At 37.4% G+C, this 12361-nt stretch carries 10 protein-coding genes and 6 tRNA genes; 9 read left to right on the forward strand and 7 right to left on the reverse strand.

What is annotated here, in order from left to right:
• The first annotated feature begins 1 nt into the window (after position 1).
• On the forward strand, positions 2–883 hold the full coding sequence (locus MJX77_RS09010) for an alpha/beta fold hydrolase (protein WP_252061242.1): 882 nt from the start codon (positions 2–4) through the stop codon (positions 881–883).
• 107 nt (positions 884–990) lie between these two features.
• On the opposite strand, the gene dapE is transcribed toward MJX77_RS09010, so the two are convergent.
• The 3 genes from dapE to MJX77_RS09025 form a co-directional block, all read right to left on the reverse strand.
• Positions 991–2124, reverse strand: coding sequence for a succinyl-diaminopimelate desuccinylase (dapE, locus tag MJX77_RS09015; protein ID WP_252061243.1), 1134 nt, complete (start codon positions 2122–2124; stop codon positions 991–993).
• Positions 2125–2249: 125 nt separating this feature from the next.
• The gene (locus tag MJX77_RS09020) at positions 2250–2393 is read right to left on the reverse strand and encodes an entericidin A/B family lipoprotein (RefSeq protein WP_003655297.1); all 144 of its coding nucleotides are present in this window, start codon (positions 2391–2393) and stop codon (positions 2250–2252) included.
• Between the two features lie 122 nt (positions 2394–2515).
• A complete protein-coding gene (locus MJX77_RS09025; RefSeq protein WP_013196913.1) occupies positions 2516–3397 on the reverse strand; it encodes a DUF1853 family protein in 882 nt (293 codons plus the stop codon).
• 103 nt (positions 3398–3500) lie between these two features.
• On the opposite strand from MJX77_RS09025, the gene MJX77_RS09030 reads away from it, so the two are divergent.
• From MJX77_RS09030 to MJX77_RS09065, 8 genes are all read left to right on the forward strand, one after another.
• Positions 3501–3869, forward strand: coding sequence for a YbaN family protein (locus tag MJX77_RS09030; RefSeq protein ID WP_013196914.1), 369 nt, complete (start codon positions 3501–3503; stop codon positions 3867–3869).
• A 151-nt stretch (positions 3870–4020) separates the two neighbouring features.
• Complete coding sequence (gene elsL, locus MJX77_RS09035; RefSeq protein ID WP_111856204.1) at positions 4021–4524, forward strand: cell wall-recycling L,D-carboxypeptidase ElsL; 504 nt, start codon at positions 4021–4023, stop codon at positions 4522–4524.
• A 206-nt stretch (positions 4525–4730) separates the two neighbouring features.
• Positions 4731–4806: transfer RNA gene (locus MJX77_RS09040), tRNA-Val, on the forward strand.
• A 24-nt stretch (positions 4807–4830) separates the two neighbouring features.
• Positions 4831–4907 (forward strand) — tRNA-Asp (locus tag MJX77_RS09045).
• A 47-nt stretch (positions 4908–4954) separates the two neighbouring features.
• Positions 4955–5031 (forward strand) — tRNA-Asp (locus MJX77_RS09050).
• 86 nt (positions 5032–5117) lie between these two features.
• Positions 5118–5193, forward strand: a tRNA-Val gene (locus MJX77_RS09055).
• Positions 5194–5229: 36 nt separating this feature from the next.
• Positions 5230–5306: transfer RNA gene (locus MJX77_RS09060), tRNA-Asp, on the forward strand.
• Between the two features lie 66 nt (positions 5307–5372).
• Positions 5373–5448: transfer RNA gene (locus tag MJX77_RS09065), tRNA-Val, on the forward strand.
• Between the two features lie 366 nt (positions 5449–5814).
• On the opposite strand, the gene MJX77_RS09070 is transcribed toward MJX77_RS09065, so the two are convergent.
• The 4 genes from MJX77_RS09070 to yccS form a co-directional block, all read right to left on the reverse strand.
• The gene (locus MJX77_RS09070; protein ID WP_252061244.1) at positions 5815–6600 is read right to left on the reverse strand and encodes a YdcF family protein; all 786 of its coding nucleotides are present in this window, start codon (positions 6598–6600) and stop codon (positions 5815–5817) included.
• A 114-nt stretch (positions 6601–6714) separates the two neighbouring features.
• On the reverse strand, positions 6715–9297 hold the full coding sequence (locus MJX77_RS09075; RefSeq protein ID WP_252061245.1) for a PepSY domain-containing protein: 2583 nt from the start codon (positions 9295–9297) through the stop codon (positions 6715–6717).
• A 155-nt stretch (positions 9298–9452) separates the two neighbouring features.
• A complete protein-coding gene (locus tag MJX77_RS09080) occupies positions 9453–10028 on the reverse strand; it encodes an SdpI family protein (RefSeq protein WP_004789292.1) in 576 nt (191 codons plus the stop codon).
• A gap of 100 nt (positions 10029–10128) precedes the next feature.
• The gene (gene yccS, locus MJX77_RS09085) at positions 10129–12303 is read right to left on the reverse strand and encodes a YccS family putative transporter (RefSeq protein ID WP_034596023.1); all 2175 of its coding nucleotides are present in this window, start codon (positions 12301–12303) and stop codon (positions 10129–10131) included.
• Positions 12304–12361: the final 58 nt, after the last annotated feature.

Below are 12361 nucleotides of genomic sequence, written 5' to 3' on the forward strand. Positions count from 1 at the left end.
AATGTCAAATCATAAAAAATTACATATTTTAGATGCAGGTGATGGTAGTGAATTTGCCTTATGGGAAATCTCTAAAAGAAAAAATGCTCTGATAAAAAAAGAAGCAATTTTCTTATCTCATGGTGCATTTTCAGACAAAACTGTTTGTATGGGTATTGCAGATTATTTGGTAAATCACGGGTATATCTGTTTTATTCTAGAATGGCGAGGGCACGGCACTAGCCCCGAAACAGATATTCCATTTAATTTTGAAACTGTTGCATTATATGAATATAAGGCTGCATTTCATTATATTTATCATCATTTTAATATAGCTTCTTTACACTGCGTGACTCATAGTGGCGGAGGTTTATGCTTAACTATGTTCTTGATTAATTATCCAGAATATTTAAAGAATATCCAAAGTATTACTTTTATAGCTTGCCAAGCATTTGGAGCAGTAAATAACTCTTTTGACTTTATTAAACTCTTTTCTGCAAAACTTGTTGTTAAAGGTCTAGGCCAGATACCAGCTAATAAATTTAAATTAGGACGAATAAATGAAAGCTACTACACTATGCGGCCATGGTTTAACTGGAATTTAAAGCAAAATTTTATTAGTGAATTTAAAAATATTGATTATAAAAAACATATGAGTTCTATTAGAGTCCCAATATATTCTATTAGCGGAACTGGCGATAAATTTATTGCACCTGTTAAAGGATGTTATAAATATTTAAAAGCTTTTGAAAATCAAGATAATGTATTTCGTGAATTTGGTTACTCTAATAATAATTTGGAAAATTATTCCCATAGCCGAATTGTTTTGAGTAGAAATGCTGCTAAGGAAGTCTGGCCAACTATATTGCAATGGATAGATAAGCATTCACAACAAGCACTTTAAATATTTTGTATATAACTAGCTATCTAAAATCGAGAATATGAATCACATTTTAAGACAATAAAAAGCATCCTAAAAAGGATGCTTTTAATTCATTGAGTTTTAATATTTTAAGCTAATAAATTTTCTAAAATTTGCTCATAAATATCAGTCAGGGGATCGAGGTCATGGACGTCAACATGTTCATTAATTTGATGAATTGTTGCGTTAAGAACCCCTAATTCCAATACCTGTGCACCTGTCGGAGCAATAAAACGTCCATCCGAAGTACCACCAGTTGTTGAAAGCTCAGTTTCAGTACCAGTTACATTTAAAATAGCAGTTTGAGCGGCATTAACGAGTTCACCGATTGGAGTCAGGAAAGGTAAACCAGACAAATTCCAAACGATTTCATATTTTAAACCGTGTTTATCTAAAATCTCATGAACACGTTGTTTAAGCTGTTCAGCTGTCACTTCTGTTGAATAACGGAAGTTAAAAGTAACTTCTAAAGTACCCGGAATTACGTTGGTTGCACCAGTTCCAGCATGAATATTTGAAATCTGAAATGATGTTGCTGGGAAATATTCATTTCCATTATCCCAAACGGTTTGGCATAGCTCTGTTAAAGCAGGTGATGCCTCATGAATTGGGTTAAGTGCTAAATGTGGATAAGCAACATGGCCTTGTTTACCTTGGACTTTCAATACTGCATTAAGCGAACCACGACGCCCATTTTTAACAATATCACCTAGTTTATGAGTACTTGAGGGTTCACCTACCAAACACCATTTAATTTTTTCGTTACGTTCTTCAAGAGTCTCAATAACTTTGACCGTACCGTTAACAGCAGGGCCTTCCTCATCTGAAGTAATCAGAAATGCGATAGAACCTTTATGGTTTGGATGTTTTGCTACAAAACGCTCAGATGCGACAACCATAGCTGCCAAAGCTGTTTTCATATCTGCCGAACCGCGACCATATAATTTTCCATCGCGGATTTCAGGTGCAAATGGGTCTGAATTCCATGCTTCTAATTTACCTGTCGGAACGACATCAGTATGACCTGCAAAACAAAATACAGGCTCTTCAGTTCCGCGGCGTGCCCAGAGATTATCTACATCACCAAAACGCATTGGTTCAATATGAAAACCAACTTGGCGTAAGCGGTCTGCCATGATGGTCTGACAAGTATGATCAACTGGAGTAACAGAAGGTTGTTGTAAAAGTTCTAGGCTAAGCGAGAGAGTATCTGAATGGTTCATACCGGAAATTGCGTGCTGATCAGGTGAAATATAGTCCGATATAATAGGCGAATCTCTACGTGATGGGTACGTAAAAATAAAAAAACCTTATCGGAACGATAAGGTTTTTTAGTGATAACTCTAACTTACATTTTATCTTGTGTTTTTTCAGCAGTATTCGTTACAGCATCACCTGCTTTAGAAACATCTTTACCAAAACCCTTAAACGTATTACAGCCTGTTAAAACAACAGCAATCATGACAGAAGCAGCTAAAACTTTTTTCATCATTTTCTCCGTTTAAATTTAATAATGAAGTAAATTTAGATTAAAAAACAAACGGAAAAAGAAACATGACTGTTTAATAGTAAAAACGTTATAAAATGTTTCTAGAATCTTAAATTTATTGTTAATTATTTAAATTTCTGGAAGTTGCACTTAAATTTTAAATATGAAGGATGTCTAAACATATAAAACAGAACTTCCTGACCATTTTTACAATATAAACCGTCTGTCCACCAATGTGCTGGGGCGGAACTAGGTTGATTATTTGGACACAGCCATTCCTGTCTTTCTAATCGATAAAAAGAAGAATGAGGAATTGTGGTGCCCCAATACCCTAAACGACGCTGTAAATTTATCCAGTCAGGTAGCAGCTGTTGTAAATTTAAATCTAGAGGAAGATAAAGCTGACCCTTTAAAACCGAAAAACGTTGTTGAATTTCAAAGTTTAAGGCTTCAGAAAACTGAAATTGTTTGTTCGTAAAATGATAAAGCTTTTTGCTTAAAGTATCCTGACGGTTTAAGCCAATCCATTGTTCTAAATGTAAATCTGCCTCACCTAGATAATATTTTAAGGCTACCTCCCAATGTTCAATTTCTTGAGTTTCTTTATTTAAAATTAAAAAATCTAGTTCTCCTAAAGTTTTTGCTCCCTCAATTTTTTGAATACTATGTCCTAATAGTTGATAGGGATGATACTGATCCTCTTGCAACCAAAACCAGAGTAGATGCTCAAAGCGTAAACCTAAGCGTGTACTTTTAAGCTGAGATAAAAACCGAATTAAAGGCTCTGGAGTTTGATCAAGCTCTTTCAAACGCGGCAAATAGTTTTGAAAATGAACCTCCCAAAACTCACTTGTATGTAACTTGAAATGATGTTGTATATCTAAGCTTTTTGGTATTTGACAAAGTAAATTTGGACTAGCAATACAAAAAGCGAGTTGTCTAACTATAGGGTGTTGAAATTGAAGCCATGGCTCGAAATAGGACGTTTTAACTGAGGCAATATTCATACATTTAATACTCGAAGTAATTCATCCTAATTTCATAATGGATCAACAAAAAATATTAGAAAAACACTTTATACTAACGCTAACAGCAGGTTAAGGTTTATATATGCGAACATTGTTCTGGCGCTCTTTAGTTGTGATTTTTATCACGCTAGGCATTATTGGAGCAATTTTACCAGGTATGCCAACAACAGTGTTTTTGATTCTGGCTGCTTGGGCTGCGTCAAAAGGCTGGCCACAAATGGATAATTGGTTGTTAAATCATCCTAAATATGGTCCAACGCTACGTGATTGGCGAGCCAATGGCACAGTGCCTCGTAAAGCAAAGTGGATTGCAAGCATAATGATGGCGATTAGCGGAATGATCATGCTATTCACTTCAGCACCACTTTTAGTCAAGGTTTTTACTGATCTTACTATGTTCATCGTTGCAGTTTGGTTATGGCTACGGCCTGAGCCAAAAATAAAAGATTGATAATCTTTTATTTTTGGCTCAAGACAAGCGGTGAAACTGCGCGTAGATAAAAGAAGATTGATAATCTTTTATTTCCAGTGCAAGACAAGCCCTTACAACAATTTTTTAATTAAACTCAATCTATTTGAGTTGATATAAGAGAATAAGTTCAATGTCTCAATTTAAGCTCGAAGATGCGGATGTTCTTATCGATTTAGCGAACCAAACATTAACTTTGCCTAAACATAATAAATTCTATGTCATTTCTACAGGAAAGAATGGAATTGGTGAGCAGGAAAACACGGGTAGAACACCGCGCGGATGGCATAGAGTAGCAAAGAAAATTGGTGCCGAGTCCCCACAAAATGCAGTTTTTATTGCAAGGAAGCCAACAGGGGAGGTTTATAGCACTGAGTTAGCTACCCAATATCCTGAACGAGACTGGATACTTTCTCGTATTCTTTGGTTAGATGGCCTAGAAGAAGGTTTTAATAAAGGCGAAGGCCACGACACCATGCAGCGTTACATTTACATTCATGGGACTCCAGACACGCAACCAATGGGGGTGCCAATGTCACATGGCTGCGTTCGAATGCGTAATGAAGAAATCATTGAGCTATTTGATTTAGTTGCTGAAGATGCGTTAGTTTACCTGTCTGAACAATCTTTAACCTGAGAGCGAGTTTTATCTATTCTTGATGAGCTGTGTAAATGTGGTAAATATTGAAATAAGTGTTTAAATAAAATACAAAAAATTGTTTTTTACTTAATAATGACTTATTTTTAATCATTCATTCGCATTTTTTTAAAAAGAAGTCGAAAAGCGTTTGACACCTGTTAAAGATTCTCTATAATGCACCTCACAAACGATGAAGACGTTAAGGGCGCTTAGCTCAGTTGGTAGAGCGTCTGCCTTACAAGCAGAATGTCGGCGGTTCGATCCCGTCAGCGCCCACCAAGCCTTTACGTTAAGCTCTCAAGTGCAGCGGTAGTTCAGTTGGTTAGAATACCGGCCTGTCACGCCGGGGGTCGCGGGTTCGAGCCCCGTCCGCTGCGCCACTTAAGACTTAACATCGTTTACCCCACAATTTCGATATTGTGAAAGTGCAGCGGTAGTTCAGTTGGTTAGAATACCGGCCTGTCACGCCGGGGGTCGCGGGTTCGAGCCCCGTCCGCTGCGCCACTTTTCAGTTCGGGTTGTGTTTGGAAGAAGGTTTGAAATGTAAAAATTTTAAATCAAAAAATTAATGAATAATTAGTTTTCTTCTAGGGCGCTTAGCTCAGTTGGTAGAGCGTCTGCCTTACAAGCAGAATGTCGGCGGTTCGATCCCGTCAGCGCCCACCATATATGTGACCATACTTTATTTTAAAGTATTGTAGTGCAGCGGTAGTTCAGTTGGTTAGAATACCGGCCTGTCACGCCGGGGGTCGCGGGTTCGAGCCCCGTCCGCTGCGCCATTCTCTTGATTCCCTTGTCTAGAGAATGTAGAGTATGAAGATACATTTGCTATCTTTTCTCATTAAGGGCGCTTAGCTCAGTTGGTAGAGCGTCTGCCTTACAAGCAGAATGTCGGCGGTTCGATCCCGTCAGCGCCCACCATTATTTCTTTCAGAAAATTTAATTTCCTAAATTAATTCTTCCATAAATATCTTTTGCTTACATGTAAACATATTTACTATGTGACTAGATATATTTTTCAATTTTCTATTCTAAAAAAATAAAGTTTTACTCCTTTAAGTTATTTTCTATTGATTTCAATTTTTTAACTTTAGTACTTCTATACTTATGCCTTCGATGGGTTCCTGATCCTCATTAAATTTGTTTCATTCGAGACTAAATATAAGAATTTAAACTGCAATTTATTATCTTCAGCTTAGATCGACTTTATATTTGTACTGATTGCTAATATTTTGGCAAATAAAAAACTGCTATTTTTTGAATAGCAGTTTTTCGACTAAATTACTTTTAATATTCGTTTAGAAGCCATCCACTCGCATATGCGAAATATTCACGTAACCAGGCATTGTAGCGAGTAGCTAATGGTGTTTCGGCCGCTACCCCATAAACTTGAGTATAGCCCTGTTTTTGTGCAATTGCTTCTGCTCTAGGAATATGAAAATCACTTGTAACAATAGCAATTGGTTGGTTTAAGTTAATGTGCCGCTGTGCTAATAGTGGTTTACTATTTTTCAAATTAAGCTCAGTGCTGGTACTTTTATCTTCAAGAATCATTCGTTCTTTTGTAATATGATACTTTTGCTGAAGATAACGAGACATAACTAATGCTTCGCTTTCTTTTTCTGAAAAATCTAAACCACCTGTTAAAACAACTTTTGCTTGCTGTTGTTTAAGCGCTAAAGGGGCGGCTGTATCTAAACGTTTTGCAAGAATTGTAGATGGTTGACCATTTTCGACACCGCTTCCTAAGACGATAATTGCTTTTACTGGAGGAATATTATCTGAAGTATCTTTATTTTCTTTAATAAAGCTAAAAAAATAGCCTAAGCCAATTAGCCATATCCAGAAGCATAGCCACCCAAAACGCCAAAGCGTGTGTAAGCGATAGTGGTAGAAGAAAAAGCGTTCTAAATGATAATAAAATAAAGAATATAGGCAGAAGAAAGTACCTAAAATGAAAGGAATAACGGTGCCTACATTAATTTTATTGAGACAAATTAAAACTAATCCATCTAGAAATAAAATCGAACCAATGATTGCTAGGAAAATACGGATCCACTTACTGACTTGCATTGTGCTTAGAGTTGCAATTTAAATTGCAGACAGTGTATGCAAAATCATTCTGAATGCAATAAAAAACCGAGTAAAGCATTTAAGCTGTTACTCGGTTTTTGTTTTTATTGATCTTTAATAGACATCACGGCGGTAACGGCCTTGTTGTCTTAGCTCATCTACTTGTTCTTCACCCAGAATTTCGATAAGTGCTTGATCAACTCCGCTTGCCATACCATCAATACTACCGCATACATAAAGAACCGCACCGCGTTCTATCCAGCTTACTAATTCTGCTGCATTCTGACGGATTACATCTTGAACATACATACGTTGTTCTTGATCTCTCGAAAATGCTAAATCGAGGCGTTTTAACATTCCGGTGGTTTGCCATGCCTCAATAGTTGATGAATAGAAGAAATCACATGCTCTTTGACGCTCACCAAAGATTAACCAGTTTTCAGTGTAATCATGACGAGTACGTGTGTGTAGTAGGCTCATTAAGCCAGCAATACCAGTTCCATTGCCAATACAAATAATAGGGCGGTTGTCATCAATAAGATGGAATGATTCATTCGTACGAATGCGCAAAGCAATTTCATTATTAACTTGCGTATGTTGAGTAAGCCAACCCGAACCTAAACCTAAGTTACCAGACGCATCATATTGTTGGCGTACAACCAAACGAAGGACTTGCTGAGAAGGAATACTCGCAATCGAATACTCTCGCGTTGGTAGAGTAGGGAGCTGCTCTAATAAATGGTCCAGATTCGCAAATGGTTCAATTTCGCCCGTTAAATCTTTATTCCAAAGAGCTTTTTCGATTGAAATCTGTAAAGAATCAACTTTTGTATTTTTAAGAATATGATGCTTCTGCAAAAAGTCGTGAATACGTTCAGGGCTATTACCTGATTGAATTTCAGCAATATCACCCGCTTGCCATAGTGCTTCGTGCTTTGCATTAAGCTCAATATTATAAGCAGGTTGACCTAAGCTATTTGGATTGAGTAGGTCGCGTTTTTGCAATATCCATGTATCAAATACTTTTTCTAAATTTACCGCATGCAAATCTAATTTAGTTGCTTTCGCGAGTGCCTGATTCCAGTTTTGAATATCCGCTAAGTTTGCATTATCAACTTCAATTGTACTAAAGAGGGCATGAGCACCATTAGTTTTAAGCCAGAGGTCTACCGCATGTCCAAAGCTACAATAAGTATCAGGATATTCTTTAGAACCTAACGCCAAAACAGCATAGTTGATGTGTTTAAGATCTAGAGTTGCTTTTAAAAGCTTTTTAGCAAAGCTTGTGGCGAGATCTGGTGCATCACCAGTACCATAAGTACTGATTACAAATAAAACCTGCTCATGCTGCTCTAAATCAGACTGCGTTAGCTGCTGTACAGGTTTAACCTGAACAGGTTGATGAGCTTCTTGTAAACTTGTTGCTGTACTCCAAGCGAGTTGTTCGGCTACACCTGTTTGAGTTGCATAGGTAATAAGCCAAGGTTTCGCATTTGGATCAATGTATTGTCCAGCTAAAGACTGACGAGCCGCCTGTGTTAATTTTTTCTGTTTACGGCGTTTAAGATAAAGCATCCATCCTGTAACCAAGAACAAAGGCATTGCCAATGAAGCAAGCATTGCAACAAATTGATAAATTGGCCCAAAGAAACTACCACGATGCACCGGTAACATGCTGCTCATGATTTTTTGATTAAGCTTTTTATCTTCGTAAAGCTCCATCTTTTCGATATTACCAGTTTGATAATTATAGATGGCTTGGTTACGTGCACGCTCATGTTGTGGCGTAGCATCGACAAAGCTTAACTCAACTTTTCCATCATCTTTTTTCGGTAAGTTTAATGTTAGTGTCGAATAATCACGCCCGACCTGACTATTGAAGCCACTCCATGTTTGATTAAGTGCTGTAATGAGCTGAGTATTATCTAATTGAGGCTCTGATTTTTTATCCTTATTACGGTCAGATTGTTTACCTTGTTGCATTCCGCGATTTTGAGGAGTGGCACCATGACCTTGTGGTTTAGGTTGTTCAACTCCCATCACTTTGAACATGCCACTACGCCACCAGTCATAAGACCAATATAGACCTGTACACGCGAAAAGAAGATAAAAAACAATGACCCACGTACCTACAACAGCATGTAGATCCCAAATAAAATTTCGGCCTTTCAACTTCGGCTTAACAGCGAGCCATTGACGAGCAGAATGTTTTTTAGGCCAGCGTAAATATAACCCACTGAGTACAAAGTAAATTAACATCAGTGCGCATGCACCAGTAATTTGTTTACCAACTTCACCAGCTGTTAAATTACGATGAATTTGTTGTATGAGTAACAACAATTTTCGGCCTTTTACATCGGGCAGAACTTGAGCGTTATATGGATTAACCATCATATTGTAGCCACGACGCTCACCTTCTTTTTCAATATTCACAACAGAAGAAGAGGTGGGGTCCTTGGCAATCGTAATGCTATTAATTTTAATTTCAGGCTGAGTTGTATTGAAATGTTGATATAGCTGAGCCGGGGTTAATTTTGGAGTGTTTTCAGCTTGAACAACATAACTATCAGAATTCACCCATTTTAAAATTTGTTGATCATAAGAATAAATTGCGCCTGTTACACCCATAATAGATAAGATGAGGCCAGCAGTAATACCCAGAAACCAATGAATTTGAAATAAAATTTTTTTAAACATGGTCGAAAATGTAAATATGATGGAGATCTTGTAACGAAGTATAGCCGAAGATTGAGTAGATAATATGGATTTTGGAGATAATATTAATTTTCATTATCATTTATTTTTACTTTAATAAAAAACCTCCATCAGGAGGCTTTTTATAGAATCGAGAATTACAAGGTTTTTGGTTCACCTACAGATTCTTTTAAGTGAGTGCGAATCGTATTGAACGAGAAGTTCTTAGAATCCATGCGCTTAGGTAGAATATAAGCACCTTGCTGCTCTTGACCTTTTGGATCTTTTACTTTGAAATTGACCAAAATGAAATCAGGTGCGTTGTACCATTCGTAGATATTTTTCCATCCAATTGTACCAACGCCTTCTTGATGGCCCATTTGCTGACGCATCACGATGCCATGAGGCTGTACACCTAAACGAATACCTTTGATTTCCTGTACCGGAAATTCATTCATTTTGCGTTTAACGTACCATTCTAATCCGTATTTACGACCTAGGTAGTAAAGTACTACAGCGACAATAGCAACCCAGCAAAAAACAGTAGAGTAGTTCTTAATAAAAATAAGACCTAATATAGCTAGGGCTAAAACGACACCCATAATAGCCCAAATTTTTGTGCTGATTTTATTAGTGCTGCGCCAGATAAGAAGCTGTGCATTACGTTGCTCAGCTTCTGACACGTCATATGGAACAGGCTGAAGCGTATAAGCGTATAAAGTTTTCGCGGTCATAGTGCAAATAACAAATTGTAAACTGTTTTAAGTTTAGCACTAATTGGCATAAGTCAGGAAAGGATATTATGCCAATTTAATACTAAATTCCGAGGCAAATTTATAATGATGCAAGCTCACTAGCATCATTATCAAGATCATGACTTAGCCGTTGTTTTAACATACTAAATCGGTTCAATACACCAAGCATGAGCGAGAGCTGCTGTAAAATAATGAGTGATTTTTGGTCATCCTCATCATTTTGGCTTAGACGTTGACGTATCGTTTGGAGCATATTTTGTGCTGTAAGATCAGGCATTTCGTCTCTTAATAGTGCACCTTGAATATCATCAAGAGCTTGGTCTAATAGTTTAAGGACAGCTTGATCCTGAATGTTTTCTCTATGTGCCCCAAGTGCCGCGATATAACTTAAAAATGTATGGTTTAAACATAAAAATTCAAAAATATCGGATTTACGAGTCGGGTCAAAGTCTGGTTCAGTTGCTAAAGTTGAAATAAGTGAAGCAACTTCAGCATCAGTATTATGTGCAGCTCGACGTACAATTCGGTAATTTAGCGCATGATTACGGCCTTCATGATATTGTTTAACGACTTCAGCTAAATAATTACATTGAGCTTGTAGTGAGCGTCTGATGTTGCGAGGCAAACGTCGAAACTTCCAGTCAGGCCAAATGAAGGTCACCCCAAACCAAGCTAAAGCACATCCCATTAAAGTATCTACAAATCGAGGAATGGCAGCAGCCATTGCTGAACCGTCTAGATTAAAGTTAATTAATGCCAAAATGGTGATAAAGGCAGTTGCCTGCGCATATTGTTTACTGCGTAATTCAAAAAACAGGACTCCACTTAATATCAACATGAATAGTTGTCCTTCTGTCGAAGGAATTAAGAAGATAATTGCAAGTCCAACAACAATACCAACTAATGTCCCAACAATTCGTAAACGTAAGCGGCGCTTGGTCGCGTTAAAGTTGGGTTGGCTTACAAATAGAGCTGTAAGCATAATCCAGTACCCATATTCAATATGGGTCATTTGAATAAAGACATATCCAATAAACAAAACAATCGAGACACGAATTGCGTGGCGGAACAGCACAGATTCAGGAGTTAGGTTCTGTTTTATTCGGATGACAATATCATTCCATCCTTGTAAATCATCATCTTTCAGCTGGTTCTCGGCTTGTTTTACTTTATCAGATTGAATGTGTTGTTCAGTTTCCAAGTTGAGTAACTGGGAATCGATAGACTTTAAATTTTGGTATAAAGCGAAAAGAGCATTTACCCATAAAAGGTCATAATGCTGATCACGACGTAACTTCTCTAAAGAGAGGCGTAGATTTTCAAAGCTTTGTTTAAACCTTTTATTATGGTTATAAGGTTTGCGTTGCAAAATACATTCATTTAACTCTTGGCAAGCTTTACCTTGAACCGCCAAAATTCGTTGAAATCTAAATAAAATATCACTGTGCTGAAAAATTTTGGCTAATTTTTGATAGTCAATATGGGCTGAGTCAGCACGTTCATGAATATCTTGAGCAACAAAATAATAATGTAAGCTTCGGCGGGTATCTTTTTGTCCACGGTCGCCTTTTAAGCGAGTCAGTAAAGCTGTTTTTAAGTCATTAAAAATCGTAATCAACTTACCGTTTTCTAACGACAGCTCGATCATGCTTTGCTGATAGCTGGCAGGAGTCATATCTACATCAAACAAATTTGATTTTGCAAAAAGAAAATCACCTAAAGATGCATAAGACGCAGCCAGTTTGTCTTGTAGTTGTCGAACCGGAAATAATAAAAAGCTAATAGTAGCAATGAGGCCGTACCACGCAGCACCTGCAACTAAAAGGGCAGGTTGGATGTACCAATGATCAAAAAGGTGAACACCTAGCATGGTATATACTGAAACAACTAAACAGCCATAAGAGATGGTTGCGTAACGACGTCCTAATGAACCGAGTAAAATCCAGCCAATACATGATGCAATTAACCCTAAAGCAAAAGCCATTGGGTAGGGGAAAAGTAGTTGTACGGAAGCAGCGGTAACGAAGAACCCAATATAAGTATAAATCAGGTTCATGATTCGCACGGAAAAGCGATCATCAATATCACTTAAACCTGCTGCGACTACACCTAAAGTGAGTGGAATAGTTGCTAATTGATAGCCTAAAAAATAAGGCACGAAAGCAGTTCCTGAAAAGGCTATCAGCATTCGTACGTTATACATAAATGTTGTGTTATAAGTCGCTCTTTTTAGGCGTTTAAACCAAGATTTCAAAGGAAGTCCTTGCTGATCAACCTGAGTGATAAAGGATTTGTGTATTTCTACACCAATG

The sequence above is a fragment of the Acinetobacter sp. AHP123 genome (genome assembly GCF_023757925.1).
Classification (GTDB): Bacteria; Pseudomonadota; Gammaproteobacteria; order Pseudomonadales; family Moraxellaceae; genus Acinetobacter; species Acinetobacter oleivorans.

Excerpts from the sequence above, each read along its gene's own strand:
- dapE (WP_252061243.1), bottom strand. The coding sequence starts at position 2,124 with ATGAACCATTCAGATACTCTCTCGCTTAGCCTAGAACTTTTACAACAA.
- MJX77_RS09080 (WP_004789292.1), bottom strand. The coding sequence starts at position 10,028 with ATGACCGCGAAAACTTTATACGCTTATACGCTTCAGCCTGTTCCATAT.
- MJX77_RS09010 (WP_252061242.1), top strand. The coding sequence starts at position 2 with ATGTCAAATCATAAAAAATTACATATTTTAGATGCAGGTGATGGTAGT.
- MJX77_RS09075 (WP_252061245.1), bottom strand. The coding sequence starts at position 9,297 with ATGTTTAAAAAAATTTTATTTCAAATTCATTGGTTTCTGGGTATTACT.
- elsL (WP_111856204.1), top strand. The coding sequence starts at position 4,021 with ATGTCTCAATTTAAGCTCGAAGATGCGGATGTTCTTATCGATTTAGCG.
- MJX77_RS09030 (WP_013196914.1), top strand. The coding sequence starts at position 3,501 with ATGCGAACATTGTTCTGGCGCTCTTTAGTTGTGATTTTTATCACGCTA.
- MJX77_RS09070 (WP_252061244.1), bottom strand. The coding sequence starts at position 6,600 with ATGCAAGTCAGTAAGTGGATCCGTATTTTCCTAGCAATCATTGGTTCG.
- MJX77_RS09020 (WP_003655297.1), bottom strand. The coding sequence starts at position 2,393 with ATGATGAAAAAAGTTTTAGCTGCTTCTGTCATGATTGCTGTTGTTTTA.
- MJX77_RS09025 (WP_013196913.1), bottom strand. The coding sequence starts at position 3,397 with ATGAATATTGCCTCAGTTAAAACGTCCTATTTCGAGCCATGGCTTCAA.